This window comes from Undibacterium sp. Ji50W (assembly GCF_049340445.1).
Taxonomy (GTDB): domain Bacteria; phylum Pseudomonadota; class Gammaproteobacteria; order Burkholderiales; family Burkholderiaceae_D; genus Undibacterium.
On sequence record NZ_JBMPOX010000008.1, the window covers coordinates 108,366 to 127,001 of the forward strand.

Below are 18,636 nucleotides of genomic sequence, written 5' to 3' on the forward strand. Positions count from 1 at the left end.
TTTGGCAGCATTATAAGCGATTTAATCAGGCTTTTGCGGTCCACAGCATCTCGACATGGGGAATATCGTCTTCCAGATAGATGTCGGAAACCGTCTCAAAACCAAAGCTGCCATAGAATTTTTCAAGGTAAGCCTGGGCACCTATGCGGATGTTCGCTGCCGGGTAAAGCGTATGCAAAGCCTTGATGCCATTTGCAATTAAAGCTTTGCCAACACCGGTGCCGCGCCAGTCTTTGGTGCTGATGACGCGTCCCAGCGAGGCTTCGGTAAAGGCAATACCGGCGGGCACGATGCGCAAGTAAGCGGCTACTTCACCTTCTGGTGTCCAGGCAGTCAGGTGATGCGACAGCGGGTCCTTGCCATCCACATCCTGATACACGCAGTTTTGTTCAATGATAAACACGCCAGCGCGCGCCTGATAAATTGCATGCAATTGCAGATTGCTCAATTCGGCAAAGCTAACGCATTGCCATTGCAAATCGTTTAAGTCTTTTTGGTTCGTCATAGTCGCTTTTCTATATTTTGAAAACATCTTATCAGGACTTACGCAAAATTGTCCCAGCAAGGCGCGACGACGAAGACAGTACGAATAGTACGGCGAGGAGTTGCAACGCAGCTGGGGCGGTTTTGCGTAAGTCCTGATTACATCTGGCGGAACAGGTGTGCATAGACTCTGCTCACCTGTAGTTTGTCTTCACTACCTTTCAACTTCAGACTGATCTTGCCCGTTTCATCCTTGGTGGCGACCTGTATGTGCAGGGTGTTGACCACGGTGCTGCGGTGGATTTGCCAGAAGATGCTGCTGTCCAGTTGCGGCAATAATTCGCGCAGGCTGCTGCGTATCAGGGACGAATGTTCCTTGGTGACGACATTGATGTATTTGTCCGTGGCTTCAAAATACAGTACGTCGTCGACCGGTATCATGCGGATCTGGTTGCCGACGGCGGCGCGGATAATGCGCAGGCGTTCTGGTGTTGCCTGGTTGCCAGTGTTAGTACCAACTGACAGTGACTGTCCCGGCACCAGATGGCGTAATTGTTCCAGCACACGTTCCAGCTCATTCGGCCTTTGTGCGCCGTCATCCAGTCTGGCTTGCAATCTTTGTACAGTCTTTGCCAGGCGTTCTTCGCTGACTGGTTTCAGCACGTAATCGGATGCTGAATGTTCAAAGGCTTGTATCGCATATTCATCATAGGCCGTCACATACACGATCAGGGGGAAGGCCTTGTTATCTGGCCATTCTTCGGCCAGCTCCTGCGCCACTTCCAGCCCGGTCTTGCCGGGCATCTTGATGTCCAGGAACAGGATGTCAGGCTGTTTGTCCAGGGCTTCCTGCACTGCATGTACGCCATTCTCGACGAGGGCGCACAATTCCAGTTCGGGCCAGAGTTTTTCCAGCATCTTTTGCAGGGTCAGCGAAAGTATCGGTTCATCTTCGGCGATCAGGGCGCGTTTGGCTGTTGTCGTCATTGGTAGGTACTCACATTCAATCAGTTAAAGAGGGATAGTGAGATGGGCAATTGCCCCCTCGGGTTGATTGGCTTGCAGGCTGAGGCTGGCTTGCGGCCCATACAGGGCTTGCAGGCGATCGCGGATATTGGCATTGCCGATATGCTGGTCGGCATTGCTGGTGTTCTTGTTGTCATCATAATTAAAGGGCAGGCCCAGGCCGGTATCAATGATTTTCAGATGTAACTGTGTGCCGTGTTTTTCGGCGACGACGTGGATGCTGCCGCCTTCCATTTTTGGTTCCAGTCCGTGCTTGATGGCGTTTTCCACCAGGGGTTGCAACAGCATGGGGGCGATGGCAGTCTGCTGCAAATCATCGGGCAAATCCAGGGTGTAATGCAGGCGCTTGCCCATGCGTATGGCCAGCAATTCCAGATAGGCTTGCATCAGCGTGAATTCCTGCTTCAGCGTGGTTTGTTCTGCCCGGGATGAACTCAGGGTATTGCGCAGATAGACAATCAGTTGTGCCAGCATGTGCTGGGCGCGTGGCGGGTCGATAGCGATCAGGCCCTGCAGATTGGCCAGAGTGTTGAACAGCATATGCGGCTCTATCTGGGCTTGCAGCAATTGCAGTTGTGCCTGCATGGCCTGTTTTTCTATGACTGAATTCTTGGCTTTTTCTGCTTCGGCAGAGGCCTGCAACTCTGCCATCTTGCCACGATTCCAGAATGACCATGCCGCTATCAGACTGACGATACATGTCAGCGTCACAAAACTGCCCATATAAGACCATCTGAATTTGCTGATGTCAGGCAGAGGATAATTAAATGTAAGGGCTGCGATAAACATCCCAACAATCAAGGCAAGCGGCGCCACCGTCACACACATCAGGTAAAAAACGATGGTGTTCGGCGTGCCCGCTCCCCAAAAAAGCCGCTTGAACAATTTGATCAGGACATAGGCAGAGCAACCTATGAACATCGAAAACAGGATGTTTTGAAGCAGACTCCCGCCACCACGCAAGACAAAGGTAACCGCAAAACTGCAAGCCAGGTTGATGGCCATCAGGCGTGGCATATCCCCGATAACACCTACCAGGCTTTGGTAATGTTCGGGCTTTAATTTTGACTGTAAATAAGCTTGGGTCTGGTGCAAAAATTTGTTGTTCATTTCATCTTGTGCCGGGTATCTTCGTGCTTGCAGCTTACGCTGCCTGCTGTCCACGCAACAGGCAAACAGGATAAAGCCTGTGTTTTTTGTCGTAAAGGCCAGCCAAACTGGCGCGAATAAACACGAGCCAGTGGCATGACAGTTGCTTTTATATAATGTTTCTGGTTTTTAGCGCTGCCAGTTGTTGCTCGTCATAGCCCAGCAGATCAGTCAGTATTGTCTGGGTATGTTGGCCCAGCAAAGGCGGTGCCGATGGATAAGTGACCGGCGTTGCCGACAACTTCATCGGGCTGGCCACCAACCTGACCTGGCCAGCGGTGGGGTGGGGCAGATTGAATTGCATCTCGCGCGCCTGCACCTGCGGGTTTTCAAATACTTCATCCAGGGTATTGATGGGGCCGCAAGGCACGCCTGCTGTTTCCAGCAGGCTGATCCATTCCTGCTTGGTCTTGCGCCTGACCATCTCTGCCAGCACAGGCACCAGCACGTCACGGTGTGCGACTCGGCTGGGGTTGCTGCTGAAACGCGGGTCGTCTGCCAGTTCTGGCTGACCACCTGCCTGCACAAACTTTTTATACTGCCCATCATTGCCTGCTGCGACAATGATATGGCCATCGGCCGTGGCAAAGGTCTGGTAAGGCACGATATTCGGGTGCGCATTGCCCCAGCGTTTGGGGGCATTGCCGCTGGCCAGGTAATTCATGTTCATGTTGGCCAGCATGGCAACTTGCACATCCAGCAAGGCCATGTCTATGTATTGGCCTTCACCGGTTCTGTCTCTGTGCGTCAGTGCCGCCATGACGGCGATGGTGGAATACATACCCGTCATCAGGTCGGCAATCGCAACCCCGGCTTTTTGTGGGCCGCCACCGGGCAAGTCGTCGCGTTCGCCCGTCAGCGACATGAAGCCGCCCATGCCTTGCACGATAAAGTCATAACCGGCGCGGTGTGCATAGGGGCCATTCTGGCCAAAGCCGGTGATGGAGCAATACACCAGGTCGGGCTTGATCAATTTCAATGATGCATAATCGAGGCCATATTTTTTCAATTGGCCGACCTTGTAGTTTTCCAGCACCACATCGGATTTGGCAGCCAGTTCACGGATAATTTGCTGGCCTTCAGCCGTGGCAATATCCACCGTGATAGCCTGCTTGCCTCGGTTCGCAGCCAGGTAATAGGCGGCCTCTGTCGTATTGTTGCCTTCAGCATCGCGCAGGTAAGGCGGGCCCCATGTACGGGTGTCGTCGCCACTGCCGGGTCTTTCAACCTTGATGACTTCTGCCCCCAGGTCTGCCAGGTTTTGCGCACACCAGGGACCAGCCAGTACCCGCGTCAAATCCAGCACTCGGATATGGCCCAGGGCAGTTTTTTGTAGCGACGAGCTTGGCATCTTCGATTATCCTTACATTATTGCGGACATACGCAAAACCGCCCCAGCTGCGTTGCAGCGACTTGCCGTACTAAAGTACTGTCTTCGTCGCCAACGGTGTAGTCGGTGTTTCAGGCAACATGTTGCCTGCCGACGTAACGGACTGCCCTTGCAAGGGCAGTTTCCTTCAGCGATAGCCTTGCTGGGACAATTTTGCGTAAGTCCTTGGTTATTTGTTGATATGTGGAGCGCATTATGTGGCCCTATCCTAAAGTCATCGCCCACCGTGGTGGCGGAATACTGGCACCAGAAAATACCCTGGCAGCGATGCGTTGCGGATGGGAACACGGTTTTGCCGCCGTGGAATTTGATGTCATGTTATCAAAGGATGGCGTTCCTGTGCTGATGCATGACCCTGAATTTGGCAGAACCGTTCCCGGCAGCGGCCGCGTGGCCGATACCACAGCCGCCGATTTGCAAAAAATGGATGCCGGCAAATGGTTCGCCGACAGTTTCAAAGGCGAACCCGTCCCCCTGTATGCAGATGTCGTGCGCTTTTGTCGCCAGCATGCTATCTGGATGAATGTGGAAATCAAACCTTCCTCCGGCGCACAAGAAGAAACCGGTAGGATGGTGGCAGAACAGACGCAAGCCCTGTTCGCCGATGTGGCCGTGATTGATGCAGTACATTTGCCGCTGTTTTCTTCGTTTTCTTTCAGCGCCCTGATGGCCGCCAAACATGCGGCCCCCACCATCCCGCGTGGTTTTTTGATGGATAAAGTCACACCCGACTGGAAAGCCAGCCTGCAAGAGCTGGCAGCCCGCGCCCTGCACACCAACCACAGATACCTGACGCCAGAAACCACCAAAGAAATCAAGGATGCCGGTTATGGCGTGTTTTGCTATACCGTCAACACACCAGAACGGGCAACAGAAATCCTGCATTGGGGAGTGGATGCGTTCTGCACCGACCGGATAGATTTGATACCGGCTGACTTCTAAAATTTCCTGATGGAAATAGTGTGGTTACGAGTGCTTACACTGATTACATTTTTCTTGTCATCAGAAAAAAACGCTGCATCGTTATTGGACCATGGGCTGCCTGCTCATCCACAATAAAACTGATCGCTAAAATTTTTAAAGGGAAAAACCATGAAATCCATCCAACTCGCTACCGCACTGGTCGCCACACTGATCGCCGGTTCTGTCTTCGCACAAACCAATACCCCGAATATCGATAAACGCCAGGAAGTGCAACAAAAACGCGTTGCCAAAGGAATCGAAAGTGGCACATTGACCGCAAAAGAAGCGACCAACCTGGAAAAACGCGAAACCAAAATTGAAGCCGACAAGCAGGCCGCCAAAGCCGACGGCGTAGTCACCGGAGCCGAACGCGCCAAACTGGAAAAAGAAGAAAATCGCGCCAGCAGGAAAATTCGTATCAAAAAACACAATGCAAGCGCGACAACGAATTAAGCTTTGGTCATACGTGCTGCTGTAAAAGCAAAGCCAAAAGCACAACCGCCAGCCCATGCTGGCGGTTTTTGTTTGTAGGAAAATTAATTAGGGCTTACCCAGGTCAGATTTTGTAGCCCGCGTAGGTGCGATTAGTGAAACGTAATCGCACGAATGTCGAGACCGAAAAATATTGATGTTAGCTCCTACGTTGGCTAATAAAGCGCAATTGGCGGGGACATTTCCAAGGGGGTACGCCAGATGATTTTGTGGCGCGCATATAGTTCGTTTTTCATCCAGCTCCACATTCTTCCAGATCGCCCACGTCGACCATCGCCGAGCTCCCCGGCGTTAAGTTTGTTTTTCGCTTCATGGCGAATAGCTTCAATTAATTCGGAGTATTTTGGGTCAACTTCTATCGGGTCAAAAAGTAGCGATGATCCAGACCATGAAGAGTCACCTTCAAATTTTTCCACATACCACTGTCGATGCTGATCTGAAAGTGGTTCAAGCACTGTTTTGCAAACTAACACTTGCATTTCTGTGGCAGCGCGGAGGCGCATTACCAGCGTTGCGAGACTTGCGTCTTTCGGAAAAGTCATGTTGTCGTGTGCCTTCAAGCCACATTGTCCCAAACAGCCGGTTCGGGCGTCATCAATAGCCGTGCAGGCGGAATTGATACCTCATACTTCGCAAACCAATCGATTCCAGCAGGGCCTGCGAGCAGGACTTCACCATTCACGCGATCAACGAAAATTGGAACGTTTCCGACAAGTGCTTCCATATGGTTCGTCGGATCGGCCAGATATTTTTTGCTGTTCCAATAGAAAAGCCAGCCGTATGGCTTTGTCTTGGTTTTCGATATGTCGATGGCGCAGTCCCCGCCCACCATAATTTCAACCCATGCCTCGGCAATTCTTCGAGCTTGAACGAAAGTTCTCATAGTTGCGTGTCCCGCTAATAGGTATTTGGTTAATCCGTGAAAGTGCGATTAGATCAGTCTAGTCGCGCCCATGTCAATCAAGGCATCACGCCTATTCCAAACTATTTCCCTGGGCTTTGAAGATGTAGCAGCCCGTAATCGCCCGCAGGATTGAAAATGTATGAATTTAAGATCCCGTGCCGCGCAGTAAAGACCGCCATGTCATCTGCCCACCAAAGCCCTTCTAGCGCCGTGGATTTCCTGATGAGGGCTAGCGGATGTCGGCGAACGGGCGTTGACATCAAAGGGCGCTACGTCCTCACTTAAAAGAAACCTGCGCTTCTTCAGTATCCGGACGGGTGATCTGATCTGGTTTATCTGCAAGCAGTTGGGCCAGCGCATGGATCTTTGGCTGCGGTGCGTCTTTGCGCCATATGAGCATGATCTTCATGGTGCGGGCGTTACCTGTGAGCGGGTACACCGAGAGGTGTTTTCGCTCAGTATAGGTATCCAGCACTGCCGCAGGAATCAGCGCAACGCCCATACCCGCGACGCAACAACCCAGGATGGCGTGGTAGGAGCCCAGTTCGATCACTCTATTCGGGGCAATTTTTCCCTTGGCACACCATGCCTCCAGGCGTTGCCGGTGGGGGCAGTCCGGATCGAACACCAGCAGTGCGTCTAATCGCACGTCGCGGGCGCTGCGCACGACTGGGTGGCCTGAAGGGGCGATCATCACCAGGTCCTCCACATAGGCCAGCTGAGTAGACAGGCGCGGGTCGGAGACGGGCTCTGACACCAGCGCCGCGTCCAGTTCGCCGACGATCACGCGTGCCGTCAATGGTCGAGGGGCACCCGTGCTCAGTTCGACGGAGAGGGCCGGAAACTGTCGGTGCATACGCGCCAGCAGAGCCGGTAGGCGAATAGCCGCTGTGCTTTCCATTGCACCCAAACGCAAGATGCCGCGAGGTGCACCGTCGTGCATTGCGCCCCGCGCTTCTTGCGCCAATTGCAGCAGACGGTTGGCATAGTCCAGCAACACCTTGCCCTGTGGGGAAAGTTGCATACGCTTGCCTTCGCGCACAAATAGGTTTGCCTGCAGGTTCTCTTCCAACATGCGGATACGGGTAGAGATATTGGAGGGAACCCGATGCAGAGCTTCGGCCGCCCGTGTAATGCCGCCGTACTGCACAACCGCCTGAAAGCAACGCAAATCGATCAAATCCATGATCTCATTTCAAGAATTAAATGTTCATAATAATTCACTTTATAAAAACATACTGAAAACCTACACTGCGGACAGCGTCAGTCAGATTGATCACCACTGAAGCCTTTCATTCATGTCAGTACAACAGGAGTCGTTATGCCAAAAGCTTATTGGATTGTCCGTGTCGATATCAGCAACGCGACACAGTACCAACTGTACATCGCCGCCAACGCGGAACCGCTGGCGTTTTACGGCGGACGGTTTCTTGTGCGCGGTGGCACCTTGGAAACCATGGAGGGCAAGAGCCGGTCACGCAATGCGGTGATCGAGTTTCCAAGCTATCAGGCCGCGTTGGACTGCTGGAACTCCCCAGGCTACCAACACGCCATTTCTTTCCGGAAGGAGGTGTGCACGATTGACCTCATTGTGATTGAGGGCTATGACGGCCCTCAGCCCACACGGGTGCAGTAGCAGTCCGCAAGCTTGATCCAGCCCGCGTGGGTACGATTAGCCCGCGTAGGTGCGATTAGTGAAACGTAATCGCACGCAAGCCTAAGCTGGCTACGGGAAACCATAATGATCCGCGCAAAGGTATATGTTTTGAAGTGCACGCTTTGCGCAGCCTGCTACCAGGCAGTTGGCTTTCGATTCCCCACCCAAGAGCAAAGTCAGCAATTCTCTCTGGGCTTGCCCGACATCATTGTCATTTGTTGCGTAGGCAGTTTTTGTTTTTACGCCAAATATTGGCCAGCTTGTTTGTTCAGATGCCCACTCAAGATACCAGTCGGTGCCGCATTCTTTGCATACAAAACTATGTCCACCTGTATTGATGAATTCGCCTTCCTTTGCATCCAATAGTGCAGATGAAAAGATAGCGGGATATTTTTCGCTGTTTGCTTCCACTATGTTGTGCAGTGAGCTATCAAAACGATATAGCGGACTGGCGAAGCTTGCAGAGGATTCTAGGCAATGGCACATAGCGGTTTGATATTTTTTGGATGACTGGGTAAATATAACCGTTGCAATTCGGCATAGCAACATGCGTGCGAATACGCAGGCTATTCGCACCTACGCGAGGCCCGTATCCTCATTGCCCTCATCCAAACACGCGCCCCTGATAGCTCAGACCGCAGCGCGATAGGCACGGCTTGATATCGCCACCGAATTGCCATCGGGGTCTTTGACATTCGCAAAAGAATACCCGTTGGCCTGATGCGTGCTGCCAAAGACCAGGCCTCGTTGCGCGCATTGTTCTTTAAAACCATCTACATCCTCGACGCTAAACATCAGCTTCACACCTACCTGACCAAGCTTAACAGTCCTGGCAGCTTGATGAATCAGGATACTGGCACCAGAGGCAGGAGAGTTAAGCTCGATCAAACCCTCAACTATTTCCCCGGTGGTTTCAAAGTCAAAGAACTTGCGATAAAACTCAGCCGTAGCCGTCGGGTTTTTCGCATAAATCAGAATGGTGTTTAAAACTGCTGGCATGGCGCTCCCTGCAAAATCTGGTTGAAATGTCAAAACTCAATCGCCTGGACTGCTTACAGCCATTTGATAAGTACTGGATCGCAACTGTATCAAGGAAAGCTATTTTTTTCAGGGGTATTTAGGGCGGGGCGATTGATAATCACGTAATCGTCCGCCGGATTGGAAATGTATGAATGCAAGACCTGAACCCCATCCCCATGTTACTAGAAATAATCAGACGCTGGCACCTGCGTGACAAGGTGTCGCTAAGGGAAATTGCCAAGCGGCTCGGCATCTCCCGCAATACCGTTAGGCGCTACCTGCGCTCGGAAACCACTAAGCCGGCCTACGCCGAGCGCCAAACGGCCAGCGCCATCAATCCATACGCACCTCAGCTCGCGGGCTCAAAAGTTTTCCTAAATTTAGAATAGCTTGCCGGGCCTAATTTTTCTTTAAGTTGAAAATCGAGATACTCATAAATTTTTGCGCCATCAGTAGTCTTAAATTCTGCCACCCCACTTCCCCCAATTGCATGAAGCGCGACGTCAAAAATTTCGGCAGAAATCTTCATATTTAGCGATTCGAATACCTTACCGCCTTCGATGCGCGAGATAGCGTCCTGCAAGCTACGAACTATGAACCATTCCAATAGCCTAACTTTTGACATACCAATTTGCGATTGATGGCGAAAGAAGAACTTTCCCTTATCAATTTTGTTGAACCAGTTTATTTCATGGATCAGCCCCATATCCACCATGTTTTTAAACACAGAAACATTTTCTTCGGAGGAAAAAATTGTAGGCACCTTGTTGCGGAAAACCGTCTCTTGGATGTCGATCAGCTTGAAATCACCGAAATCCCGAGATTGAAACCTAAATAACGGACTCGATTCATCAATTTCATTTTCACGCAAAAGAAAACGCTCTTCAAAACTACTCTCCGAAAACTCAGGGACCTTTATCTTAAAGTGCTTTGAAAATTCGGCACCGATGGCGTCCCACGATGACAAAAACCCTTGATCTTTTTTAGGGCACAAAATTTGAATATAAATTGTTGAAAGATCCATATGTCCTATTTAAATCCCAATCCCATGACAAGCGCAAGTCATCATATTGTCTATATTCCTGTATTTTCCATCAATATTGATGACGATAAAACAACGTCAGATCATCAAAAAACACCTTGTGGTTTCCTCCGATTTGCTCTGTGTCTCCGTGCCTCTGTGTTGAGAGGTCTTAGGTTTTAAGGCACTTTTTCCAATAATCCCAGACATAAGCCATGACCCCCCCATAGATATCCAGCCGAATTTATACCGTATAATCAGAAATTACCCCTATTTTTCAGCTTTGAACTATCACTCTATGAACTCGTCAGAAATCCGCGATAAATTCCTCAGCTTTTTCGAATCCAAGGGCCATACCCGTGTGCGCTCTTCCAGCCTGATCCCCGGCAATGACCCGACCTTGCTGTTTACCAACTCTGGTATGGTGCAGTTCAAGGATGTGTTCCTGGGCCAGGATAAACGTGCCTACACCCGTGCCACGACAGCGCAACGCAGTGTCCGTGCCGGTGGCAAGCACAATGATCTGGAAAACGTCGGTTATACCGCGCGTCACCATACCTTCTTTGAAATGCTGGGCAACTTCTCTTTCGGCGATTATTTCAAGAAAGATGCGATTCACTATGCGTGGGAATTGTTGACTGCTGTCTATGGTTTACCAAAAGACAAGCTGACCGTCACGGTTTATCAGGAAGATGACGAAGCCTACGATATCTGGAAAAACGAAATCGGCGTGCCGGTAGAGCGCATTATCCGCATTGGCGACAACAAGGGTGCGCGTTACGCATCCGACAATTTCTGGCAAATGGCCGACACGGGTCCTTGCGGCCCCTGTACTGAGATTTTCTATGACCACGGTGCGGAAATCTGGGGTGGCCCTCCAGGCTCGCCTGATGAAGACGGCGACCGTTTCATTGAAATCTGGAATCTGGTGTTCATGCAATTCAACAAGGATGAAGCTGGCGTCTTGCACCCTTTGCCTAAACCATGCGTGGATACGGGCATGGGTCTGGAACGTTTGTCTGCAGTTTTGCAGCACGTGCATTCCAACTATGAAATCGATACTTTCCAGAACCTGATCAAGGCTGCTGCACGCGAAACCGGCTGTACGGATCTGGAAAACAATTCCCTGCGCGTGATTGCGGACCACATCCGCTGCGCTGGCTTTTTGATCGTTGATGGCATCATCCCTGGCAATGAAGGCCGTGGCTATGTGCTGCGCCGCATTACCCGCCGTGCCTTGCGTCATGGTCACAAGCTCGGTCAAAGCCAGCCTTTCTTCTACAAGCTGGTGCCTGATCTGGTCAAGGAAATGGGCGTTGCTTATCCTGAACTGGCTGAAGCGGCTGAACGTGTTGCCCAGGTTTTGAAGCAGGAAGAAGAACGTTTCGGCGAAACGCTGGAACACGGTATGAAGATACTGGAAGCGGCGCTGGCAAAAGATGGCAAAAGCCTGGATGGCGAAACAGCTTTCACCTTGTACGACACGTATGGTTTCCCGCTGGATCTGACAGCAGACATTTGCCGCGAGCGCAAAGTGGCTCTGGATGAAGCTGGTTTTGAAGTGGCCATGGAAGCGCAAAGGAAGAAAGCGCGTGAAGGCGGCAAATTCAAGATGGCTGCGGCAATTGAATACAGCGGCGATAAAACCAAATTCGTCGGCTACGACCAGTTGCAGCATGAAGCCAAGGTCATCGCTTTGTATGTGGATGGCAGCGCCGTCAATGAAATCAAGGCAGGCCAGCATGCGATCGTGGTACTTGATACCACGCCTTTCTATGCTGAATCTGGCGGGCAGGCGGGCGACTCTGGTGTTCTGGTGACAGCGGATGGTACGGTGTTTGAAGTCAGCGATACGCTGAAGGTGCAAGCCGATGTGTTTGGTCACCATGGTGTGTTGAAATCCGGCAGCCTTCGCATTGCGCAAGGCGTGAAAGCCGAAGTGGCGACAGAAATCCGCGCACAAACCATGCGCAATCACTCTGCCACGCATTTGATGCACAAGGCCCTGCGTGAAGTATTGGGTAGCCATGTATCGCAAAAAGGCTCGCTGGTGGATGTAGAAAAAACCCGCTTTGACTTTAGCCATAATGCGCCGATGACAACTGATGAAATCCGTCAGGTAGAAACCATCGTCAATCGTGAAATCTTGGCGAATGCCGCCACCCAGGCACAAGTCATGGGCTATGACGATGCCGTCAAGCATGGTGCGATGGCACTGTTCGGTGAAAAATATGGCGACGAAGTACGTGTACTCGACATCGGTTCTTCGCGCGAGCTGTGCGGTGGTACCCACGTATCCCGCACTGGCGATATCGGCCTGTTCAAGATCGTTGCTGAAGGCGGCGTTGCTGCCGGTATCCGCCGTGTAGAAGCGGTGACGGGCGAAGTTGCGCTGACGCTGGTACAAAACCTGAACAGCCGCATCAATGAAGCAGCAGCAGCCCTGAAAACCCAGCCAGAAGAACTGACGCTGCGTATTGGTCAGGTGCAGGATCACGTCAAGGCGCTGGAAAAAGAACTGGCTACGCTGAAATCCAAAATGGCATCCAGCCAGGGTGATGAACTGGTCAACCAGGCAGTGGATGTCAAAGGCATCAAAGTGCTGGCAGCAACGCTGGAAGGTGCTGATGTAACCGCCCTGCGTGAAACCATGGACAAGCTGAAAGACAAGCTGAAAACCGCCGCCATCGTGCTGGCCGCCGTCAATGATGGCAAGGTCAGCCTGATTGCCGGTGTGACTGCGGATAGCACATCCAAAGTCAAGGCCGGTGACCTGGTCAACTTTGTGGCCCAGCAAGTTGGTGGTAAAGGTGGTGGCCGCCCTGACATGGCACAAGCTGGTGGTACGGATGCCAGTGGCCTGGCAAAAGCACTGGCTGGTGTCAGCGAATGGGTCAGCGCCAAGTTATGATACACGTACGTCGCGCTGAAGTATCAGATGCGGCCCAACTGCAACGGGTGTTCGCCAGTACCGGCACCTATTCAGGCACTTTGCAACTGCCACATCCTTCATTAGAGATGTGGCAGGAGCGACTGGAAAAGACCGACCCCAAAGACACCCGCCTGGTCGCCATCTATGATGGCGTGGTGGTTGGTTCAGCCAGCCTGCATCTGGAAAAAGCCCAAAGGCGTCAGCATGTAGGCAGCGTGGGCATGGGCGTGGCAGATGCGTTTTCCGGGCGCGGCATAGGCACGGCATTGTTGACCGAGCTATTGCATATTTCGGATAACTGGCTCAACCTGTTGCGCGTGGAATTAACCGTGTTTTGTGATAACGCCGCAGCCATACATCTGTACAAGAAATTTGGTTTCGACATCGAAGGCACCATGCGTGCCTACGCCTTTCGCAACGGCGAATTTGTCGATAGTTATGCCATGGCGCGCTTGCATCCTCGCCAAGCTATGGTGCCGCTAAAACAAACATAAACCGGCTGCTGCCAGGGAATTGGCTGCCTGTGCCAATATTTAGCCAGGGCTACCAATTACCCAGCGTCACAGCCACCAGCGAATGACAGTCTGAGGTCTGCATGGAAATTAAATTTTGCCCCGTTTGTGCCACATCACTGATAGAACGTCCGGATGAACAGGAAGCTGGCAAGCTACGCCTGGCTTGTCCGGATGGACACTGGACACACTGGGATAATCCCTTGCCGGTACTGGCGGCCCTGGTCGAAGTCGAAGGCCATATCCTGCTGGCCCGCAATGCCGCTTGGCCAGAAAAAACCTTTGCCCTGATCACCGGTTTCATGGAACGTGGCGAAACACCAGAGCAGGGCGTCGCCAGGGAACTCAAGGAAGAAACCAATCTCGATGCCGACCAGATCACCCTCATCGGCGTCTACGAATTCATCAAAAAAAACGAACTCATCATCGCCTATCACGTCAAGGCATCTGGCGAGATTCGCCTGTCACCAGAACTGCTTGAATACCGCCTGATCGCACCAGAAAAACTGCGGCCCTGGAATGCCGGCACTGGCCACGCCATGGCAGACTGGATGCGCTCGCGCGGCCTGGAGCCGGTGTATATGGAATGGCAAAGCTAGGCAACACCAAGCAACACGCCCGACAGCGGTTGTCGGGAAATGCGTGTGCAAAAACCGCCATATGATTCTGTGCATTTGCACAATAAAGTGTTGCAGTACGATGCAAGTAATCGGCAAATTGATGCAATACTTGCAAACATCTGCGGATTTTACAATTGTTTTGATCAAATACCTGAGTAAAGTAAGTCAGTAGTAAGTTTAATGACTAAGATGAAGACGTAGGCTGTAGACAGGAAATTTTTTGTGGCGCACTATTTTTGTGCGAGAACTTTAAAGAAGTTGAACTCTCCTGTTGTTAGTCTGCTGCGTTGCACCATGTGAATGAAAATTCCGGTAGAATTGGTGCATCAATTGTCGGGCAAATTAGCTTATTCAATTTGTATTACTGGGAAAATCATGCAATTCAATAAAGAACTGGATGCACGCGGACTGAACTGTCCTCTTCCAATTTTAAAGACCAAGAAGGCACTGGCAGAAATGCTTACCGGTGAAGTCTTGCATGTCTTGGCGACTGATCCTGGATCTGTCCGCGACTTTAAGGCTTTCTCCAAGCAGACCGGCAATGAATTGCTGTCGCACATGGAAGGCAGTAAAGAGTTTGAATACTTCATCAAGCGCAAATAAATTTGTCTTGATCATATAAAATCCAGGCAGATGCTGACTAAATTTCCCTGGTAAATTATCTCTCCAAACTACAGCCGTTCGGCTTAATTGTTGAAATGGCCTTTAAGTAAAAACTTAAAGGCTTTTTCATGCATATAAAACAGCTTGCGGTCACGGGCATATTGCTGAAGAAGACGCAGCACATCAAAGCCGCATCAGGCACCATTTCTTAAGCAGCATGATACGGAAAAATTCAGAACAATCCCGAGGCAATATTGATTGTTAAAGCTAATACTGTGGTATTGAAGAAAAAGGCTAATATACAATGAAGTGTGCCAATTCTTCGCATAAAACGGCATGAAAAACTGACATCTGCAGTCTGCCCTGAAGTGCCGATGACACACGCGAAATATAAAAAGTCACCGTAGTCGGGCGCGTGTCCACCCGGGAACTCCAGCCCACCTGAATTGCCTCTTGCTTCTGCCGCATAAAAATCATGGGCATAATGCAGCGCGAACATCAATTGAGTAAATGCCCACGAAGACAAAATCGTAAGTACAGTCAGTGCAATATGTGCATAACGCAATTGCCCATGCATCTCTTTGACGACTGCCAATTCTGCAACGACGGCACCAATTGACATCAATGCGGCAATGACAACTAAACTTAAAATGGTCAACCGGCCTTCATTTTGTTCCAGTGCACGTTTGCGGATACGTTCATGATTGGACCAAAACATCATTTTAAGGGCAAGTATCAAATACAGAATTGCACCCACATTCCAGCCTATGATCAATCTCGTAATCGTGTGCTGGGCAAGCGATAGTGGTAAAAATAGAACTGTAGCGACACCAATTAAAGCGCTAATGAAGAGCCTTGGTCGTGCAAAGACCACGCGAATTGGAGTGAATAGAGAAGATCGTTGCAAGGAAGTGTTTGTCATTTGCGTACGTTACTTGATTTTTAAAATTTTGTATTCATGTTAAGATAATTGAATGCAATGTACATGAACAACCTAAATGGATCAGCTATCCAAACTCGCGGATAAGTTCAGCCATCTATAGATACTACACCTTTTGCGTGTAAAAAAATCGCAGCCCTTGAGTTTGCCATTGGTAACCCCAGGCGTAACTATTCAGCATTTGTAAACATTTCTGACGTGCTGCATAGTGCAGGGAATGATAAAAATTCCCGACCTCAGAGAGTTAAGTAGCGAGCAAAAAGATGTGCTCATTGTGGAATTAATTAGCACGCTCAATGCGATGATGGTGCGCATCAATGTCTTGGAAGCGAGGTTGATTAAAGACAGCCACAATTCCAGCAAACCACCGTCAACAGTTGGATTGCAACGCAAGCCGAAATCCTTGCGCCAGACAGGAGGCAAGGTAGGTGAGCACCAGGGCGTCCGGATAAAACACTCAAGCGCCTGGCCGCTTGTGTTGCGTCTAGTCTATTGAATTATGCAAGGTAGATAAAGAGGGTATTTTTGCGCGTAGTTCGGCTTCGACATGCTGTGCCTGCTTCAACAATGCTTCTTGATCGTCGCCTGTTTTATATGAATATCCGACGCTTAGTGCACCGATTAATTTTCCGGTGATGTCGAACATTGGTAATTCAATTCCAAAACGAGTCTTGCTCACGCCGTACGCTCCATAGATGGATTTTCCTGTTTCGATTACTTGGCGGTCATCACTATCAGCCTTCTTTCCAATACGGCCTATGCTAGAAGCAATGATAGGGTAGTCATCGCCAGATAAAGTCGCTACGTGCATGGCAAGTACAAGCAGTTCCGGATGCCGGGCCATCGTTTCATCTACCAATTTCTGCGCATAAGGGCTGTTTGGAAAATTCGCTACATACGGTACCGGATCCATCAGATTGGCTACATTTATTACATGTCGACGCAATTCATCACGTATCTGTTCCGATTGTTTGTAAAGTGCAGAGGAATCATCGCCGCTCTTGTAAGGTAGCGTGATGACGACCGTACCTATGGTTTCGCCAGACACGTCGAGTAAAGGCAAGATAGTATGAAGGTGTTTGCCACCAGAGCTAATTCTCTGCGTTAGTTGCGTATCACTCATTGAATCCAGTTCGGGGACACTGATGGCTTGATCAGTCATACTTCCAGCAGACGCAACAGCCGATTTTTTCAAACTTTTCGGTACGGTTGCGTATATTGTCAGTGCTGCTACTTGAGTATGCTGGATTAGTTCCAAATCTACCAGGTGCTGCGCATAAATTTTGGTAGTTTCCTGAGCTAAGGTTGTGCATGTCAGGACTGTCGCCAGAATTAAGAATGCAAAGTATTTCATGTGATCTCCTTTAGTATTTTTTCGAGAGGGCTTGAATCAGCTTATTTGAGTTTTTCCATTTCTTTTTTTACTTCCTCAAGTGTCAATGGGAAATAGCCCGAATATTGAACAGCCTCTTGGCCCTGACGGCTTAGAATGAAACGCAAAAATTCCCGGATCGGCGGTGTTATTGATTCACCCTTATTGTGATTAAGGCGAATATACATATAACGACTTAGAGGATAGTTCCCGTTGGACACGTTTTCTGCATCTATTTCATAAAACGGCCCATCGTTATTTATTGCAACTGCTAATGACTTGAGCCCGGGGCCTCCTTCTTCCAATCCACCGAAACCGATAGCCCCAGCCTCACGAGCTAAGGCATTTGCTGTGTCGACGATGGAACCAGTCTGCGCAGCTTTGTTCCACGCACCGCCGTGTAAGAGCGCTATCTGCATGGACATGGTATTTGGAGCGATCTGTGGTGGCATATAAATAGTGATTGGGCGCTTCTCCCATTCTCCACCCACGCCAAGTTGTCCCCAATGCGTGATGGTGGGTGTGTCACCAAGGATTGCCTTTAATTGTGCCGTCGTGATGTGCGCTAATGGATTAGATGGATGTACAAAAATGGCTTGGGCTGTGGTTCGTTGGGGGGTATTGAAGCCACCGCGCGCAACACGTATTTCAAGGGGCTCTGACTGATGTTGCACATGCGCGTATGCTGCTTTTTCCGCAGGCCATAATTCCCTTCCCATTGGGGCGATGTCGGCTTCCCCTGCGATCAGGGCATGAAAACCATTCAAGGTGCCCAGATGTTCCCAACGTTCCCCTTTGCGTACACCTGGCTGCAACAAGCGAAACTCGCGCATCCAGCGATCCATTAAGGATTTCATGCCATCGCTACCTATGCTGCGAATAAACCCGTGCACGTTTGCATCTGGACGATAGGTAGGTAATGCCGAGTCGAGTGGTGGGAGAAAAGCTCGTAATTTGGCACGTTCCCGGTTGATATCTTCGGTACTTAAGGTTTCAAATTGAGCTTGTTGTGCAACAATGTTCTGTCCTTCGTCGCTAAGTGCAAAATTCAGAAATTCCTGTATTTTCGGTGCGACAGGTGCGCCAGCTCGTTTATTTATGGCAATGTATGCTGGTTTATCAGAGGTGCCTGCGACACGTATCAATAATGGCGATTTCATCATGTCGCCTGCGAATTGGTGAGCGTATGGGGCAATTTCAGACGGGAGTGGTTCGCGTGAAAGCGGAGCCAGGTCGGCATTTTCGAACATCAATGCGCCGATTGAAGTGGCATCGCTCTTGTGCTCCCAACGTGAACCTTTGCGAAGGCCAGGTTGATGGCTTTGTAGCCCAGAAAACCAAGCATTCATTAACGCCTGCATCTTATTGTCACCGATGCTGTCGATAGTTCCTGTCAAATTTGTTTCCATTTTATAAATTGGTAACGATTGACTTGTCGTTGCGAACGCAATGTTGGCGGTGGTGAGCCAAGCACACAAAAGACTACAAACAGAAATCGACGACAGGTTCATCAAATATCCTCAGAATAGACTACAAATCCGGAAAAAATATC

The 18,636-nt window shown here is 50.3% G+C and carries 21 protein-coding genes and 1 pseudogene; 9 read left to right on the forward strand and 13 right to left on the reverse strand.

Annotation, left to right across the window (positions count from 1 at the left end; genetic code table 11):
* Positions 1-25 precede the first annotated feature (25 nt).
* The 4 genes from ACO0K9_RS13810 to ACO0K9_RS13825 all read right to left on the reverse strand — a co-directional run bounded on the left by ACO0K9_RS13810 (position 26) and on the right by ACO0K9_RS13825 (position 4,009).
* Positions 26-505, reverse strand: coding sequence for a GNAT family N-acetyltransferase (locus ACO0K9_RS13810; RefSeq protein WP_422985820.1), 480 nt, complete (start codon positions 503-505; stop codon positions 26-28).
* Positions 506-642: 137 nt separating this feature from the next.
* Positions 643-1,470: a LytR/AlgR family response regulator transcription factor gene (locus ACO0K9_RS13815; RefSeq protein WP_422985822.1), complete on the reverse strand. Its 828-nt coding sequence runs from the start codon at positions 1,468-1,470 to the stop codon at positions 643-645.
* 24 nt (positions 1,471-1,494) lie between these two features.
* Entirely contained in the window at positions 1,495-2,619 is a 1,125-nt protein-coding gene (locus ACO0K9_RS13820) for a sensor histidine kinase (RefSeq protein WP_422985824.1), read from the reverse strand.
* Positions 2,620-2,767: 148 nt separating this feature from the next.
* Complete coding sequence (locus ACO0K9_RS13825) at positions 2,768-4,009, reverse strand: CaiB/BaiF CoA transferase family protein (RefSeq protein WP_422985826.1); 1,242 nt, start codon at positions 4,007-4,009, stop codon at positions 2,768-2,770.
* A gap of 234 nt (positions 4,010-4,243) precedes the next feature.
* Between ACO0K9_RS13825 and ugpQ the strand changes: the two genes are divergently transcribed.
* Positions 4,244-4,990, forward strand: a complete 747-nt coding sequence (gene ugpQ / locus ACO0K9_RS13830; protein WP_422985828.1) for a glycerophosphodiester phosphodiesterase — start codon at positions 4,244-4,246, stop codon at positions 4,988-4,990.
* Between the two features lie 150 nt (positions 4,991-5,140).
* Positions 5,141-5,464, forward strand: a complete 324-nt coding sequence (locus ACO0K9_RS13835; protein ID WP_422985830.1) for a hypothetical protein — start codon at positions 5,141-5,143, stop codon at positions 5,462-5,464.
* A gap of 194 nt (positions 5,465-5,658) precedes the next feature.
* On the opposite strand, the gene ACO0K9_RS13840 is transcribed toward ACO0K9_RS13835, so the two are convergent.
* From ACO0K9_RS13840 to ACO0K9_RS13850, 3 genes are all read right to left on the reverse strand, one after another.
* Positions 5,659-6,045 carry a hypothetical protein gene (locus ACO0K9_RS13840; RefSeq protein WP_422985832.1) on the reverse strand — a complete coding sequence of 129 codons (387 nt, stop codon included), beginning with the start codon at positions 6,043-6,045 and terminating at the stop codon, positions 5,659-5,661.
* A 14-nt stretch (positions 6,046-6,059) separates the two neighbouring features.
* Positions 6,060-6,386 carry a YrhB domain-containing protein gene (locus ACO0K9_RS13845; RefSeq protein WP_422985834.1) on the reverse strand — a complete coding sequence of 109 codons (327 nt, stop codon included), beginning with the start codon at positions 6,384-6,386 and terminating at the stop codon, positions 6,060-6,062.
* Between the two features lie 298 nt (positions 6,387-6,684).
* The gene (locus tag ACO0K9_RS13850; RefSeq protein ID WP_422985836.1) at positions 6,685-7,593 is read right to left on the reverse strand and encodes a LysR family transcriptional regulator; all 909 of its coding nucleotides are present in this window, start codon (positions 7,591-7,593) and stop codon (positions 6,685-6,687) included.
* A 135-nt stretch (positions 7,594-7,728) separates the two neighbouring features.
* Here ACO0K9_RS13850 and ACO0K9_RS13855 point away from each other — a divergent pair, with 135 nt between their 5' ends.
* Positions 7,729-8,043 carry a DUF1330 domain-containing protein gene (locus tag ACO0K9_RS13855; protein WP_422985838.1) on the forward strand — a complete coding sequence of 105 codons (315 nt, stop codon included), beginning with the start codon at positions 7,729-7,731 and terminating at the stop codon, positions 8,041-8,043.
* A gap of 90 nt (positions 8,044-8,133) precedes the next feature.
* Here ACO0K9_RS13855 and ACO0K9_RS13860 read toward each other — a convergent pair whose 3' ends face one another.
* On the reverse strand, positions 8,134-8,475 hold the full coding sequence (locus ACO0K9_RS13860; protein WP_422985840.1) for a hypothetical protein: 342 nt from the start codon (positions 8,473-8,475) through the stop codon (positions 8,134-8,136).
* 219 nt (positions 8,476-8,694) lie between these two features.
* Complete coding sequence (locus ACO0K9_RS13865) at positions 8,695-9,063, reverse strand: VOC family protein (protein ID WP_422985842.1); 369 nt, start codon at positions 9,061-9,063, stop codon at positions 8,695-8,697.
* Positions 9,064-9,260: 197 nt separating this feature from the next.
* Between ACO0K9_RS13865 and ACO0K9_RS13870 the strand changes: the two are divergent.
* A pseudogene (locus ACO0K9_RS13870) lies at positions 9,261-9,372 on the forward strand (helix-turn-helix domain-containing protein); the annotation flags it as partial.
* A gap of 61 nt (positions 9,373-9,433) precedes the next feature.
* On the opposite strand, the gene ACO0K9_RS13875 reads toward ACO0K9_RS13870, so the two are convergent.
* Entirely contained in the window at positions 9,434-10,108 is a 675-nt protein-coding gene (locus ACO0K9_RS13875; RefSeq protein ID WP_422985844.1) for a hypothetical protein, read from the reverse strand.
* 295 nt (positions 10,109-10,403) lie between these two features.
* On the opposite strand from ACO0K9_RS13875, the gene alaS reads away from it, so the two are divergent.
* From alaS to ACO0K9_RS13895, 4 genes are all read left to right on the forward strand, one after another.
* On the forward strand, positions 10,404-13,016 hold the full coding sequence (alaS, locus tag ACO0K9_RS13880; RefSeq protein WP_422985846.1) for an alanine--tRNA ligase: 2,613 nt from the start codon (positions 10,404-10,406) through the stop codon (positions 13,014-13,016).
* Positions 13,013-13,531, forward strand: a complete 519-nt coding sequence (locus tag ACO0K9_RS13885) for a GNAT family N-acetyltransferase (protein WP_422985848.1) — start codon at positions 13,013-13,015, stop codon at positions 13,529-13,531. Before alaS ends, ACO0K9_RS13885 begins: the two co-directional genes overlap by 4 nt.
* Before the next feature lie 101 nt (positions 13,532-13,632).
* Positions 13,633-14,148 (forward strand): NUDIX domain-containing protein, encoded by a 516-nt coding sequence (locus ACO0K9_RS13890; protein WP_422985850.1) that lies wholly within the window; start codon positions 13,633-13,635, stop codon positions 14,146-14,148.
* Positions 14,149-14,544: 396 nt separating this feature from the next.
* Positions 14,545-14,772 (forward strand): sulfurtransferase TusA family protein, encoded by a 228-nt coding sequence (locus ACO0K9_RS13895; protein WP_186947484.1) that lies wholly within the window; start codon positions 14,545-14,547, stop codon positions 14,770-14,772.
* 232 nt (positions 14,773-15,004) lie between these two features.
* On the opposite strand, the gene ACO0K9_RS13900 is transcribed toward ACO0K9_RS13895, so the two are convergent.
* Positions 15,005-15,694 (reverse strand): DUF1345 domain-containing protein, encoded by a 690-nt coding sequence (locus ACO0K9_RS13900; RefSeq protein WP_422985852.1) that lies wholly within the window; start codon positions 15,692-15,694, stop codon positions 15,005-15,007.
* 235 nt (positions 15,695-15,929) lie between these two features.
* Here ACO0K9_RS13900 and ACO0K9_RS13905 point away from each other — a divergent pair, with 235 nt between their 5' ends.
* Entirely contained in the window at positions 15,930-16,208 is a 279-nt protein-coding gene (locus ACO0K9_RS13905; RefSeq protein WP_422985854.1) for a DUF6444 domain-containing protein, read from the forward strand.
* Here ACO0K9_RS13905 and ACO0K9_RS13910 read toward each other — a convergent pair.
* Positions 16,197-17,066 (reverse strand): hypothetical protein, encoded by an 870-nt coding sequence (locus ACO0K9_RS13910; RefSeq protein ID WP_422985856.1) that lies wholly within the window; start codon positions 17,064-17,066, stop codon positions 16,197-16,199. The two genes, ACO0K9_RS13905 and ACO0K9_RS13910, sit on opposite strands and share 12 nt — an antisense overlap.
* A gap of 41 nt (positions 17,067-17,107) precedes the next feature.
* Positions 17,108-18,595 (reverse strand): substrate-binding domain-containing protein, encoded by a 1,488-nt coding sequence (locus tag ACO0K9_RS13915; RefSeq protein ID WP_422985858.1) that lies wholly within the window; start codon positions 18,593-18,595, stop codon positions 17,108-17,110.
* Positions 18,596-18,636: the final 41 nt, after the last annotated feature.

What these genes read in the sequence shown, in the direction of transcription:
- ACO0K9_RS13895 (WP_186947484.1), top strand. Translation starts at nt 14,545, where the DNA reads ATGCAATTCAATAAAGAACTGGATGCACGCGGACTGAACTGTCCTCTT.
- ACO0K9_RS13840 (WP_422985832.1), bottom strand. Translation starts at nt 6,045, where the DNA reads ATGACTTTTCCGAAAGACGCAAGTCTCGCAACGCTGGTAATGCGCCTC.
- ACO0K9_RS13875 (WP_422985844.1), bottom strand. Translation starts at nt 10,108, where the DNA reads ATGGATCTTTCAACAATTTATATTCAAATTTTGTGCCCTAAAAAAGAT.
- ACO0K9_RS13820 (WP_422985824.1), bottom strand. Translation starts at nt 2,619, where the DNA reads ATGAACAACAAATTTTTGCACCAGACCCAAGCTTATTTACAGTCAAAA.
- ACO0K9_RS13890 (WP_422985850.1), top strand. Translation starts at nt 13,633, where the DNA reads ATGGAAATTAAATTTTGCCCCGTTTGTGCCACATCACTGATAGAACGT.
- ACO0K9_RS13910 (WP_422985856.1), bottom strand. Translation starts at nt 17,066, where the DNA reads ATGAAATACTTTGCATTCTTAATTCTGGCGACAGTCCTGACATGCACA.
- ugpQ (WP_422985828.1), top strand. Translation starts at nt 4,244, where the DNA reads ATGTGGCCCTATCCTAAAGTCATCGCCCACCGTGGTGGCGGAATACTG.
- ACO0K9_RS13815 (WP_422985822.1), bottom strand. Translation starts at nt 1,470, where the DNA reads ATGACGACAACAGCCAAACGCGCCCTGATCGCCGAAGATGAACCGATA.
- ACO0K9_RS13825 (WP_422985826.1), bottom strand. Translation starts at nt 4,009, where the DNA reads ATGCCAAGCTCGTCGCTACAAAAAACTGCCCTGGGCCATATCCGAGTG.
- ACO0K9_RS13835 (WP_422985830.1), top strand. Translation starts at nt 5,141, where the DNA reads ATGAAATCCATCCAACTCGCTACCGCACTGGTCGCCACACTGATCGCC.
- ACO0K9_RS13810 (WP_422985820.1), bottom strand. Translation starts at nt 505, where the DNA reads ATGACGAACCAAAAAGACTTAAACGATTTGCAATGGCAATGCGTTAGC.
- ACO0K9_RS13900 (WP_422985852.1), bottom strand. Translation starts at nt 15,694, where the DNA reads ATGACAAACACTTCCTTGCAACGATCTTCTCTATTCACTCCAATTCGC.
- ACO0K9_RS13865 (WP_422985842.1), bottom strand. Translation starts at nt 9,063, where the DNA reads ATGCCAGCAGTTTTAAACACCATTCTGATTTATGCGAAAAACCCGACG.
- ACO0K9_RS13845 (WP_422985834.1), bottom strand. Translation starts at nt 6,386, where the DNA reads ATGAGAACTTTCGTTCAAGCTCGAAGAATTGCCGAGGCATGGGTTGAA.
- alaS (WP_422985846.1), top strand. Translation starts at nt 10,404, where the DNA reads ATGAACTCGTCAGAAATCCGCGATAAATTCCTCAGCTTTTTCGAATCC.
- ACO0K9_RS13885 (WP_422985848.1), top strand. Translation starts at nt 13,013, where the DNA reads ATGATACACGTACGTCGCGCTGAAGTATCAGATGCGGCCCAACTGCAA.
- ACO0K9_RS13905 (WP_422985854.1), top strand. Translation starts at nt 15,930, where the DNA reads ATGATAAAAATTCCCGACCTCAGAGAGTTAAGTAGCGAGCAAAAAGAT.
- ACO0K9_RS13855 (WP_422985838.1), top strand. Translation starts at nt 7,729, where the DNA reads ATGCCAAAAGCTTATTGGATTGTCCGTGTCGATATCAGCAACGCGACA.
- ACO0K9_RS13850 (WP_422985836.1), bottom strand. Translation starts at nt 7,593, where the DNA reads ATGGATTTGATCGATTTGCGTTGCTTTCAGGCGGTTGTGCAGTACGGC.
- ACO0K9_RS13915 (WP_422985858.1), bottom strand. Translation starts at nt 18,595, where the DNA reads ATGAACCTGTCGTCGATTTCTGTTTGTAGTCTTTTGTGTGCTTGGCTC.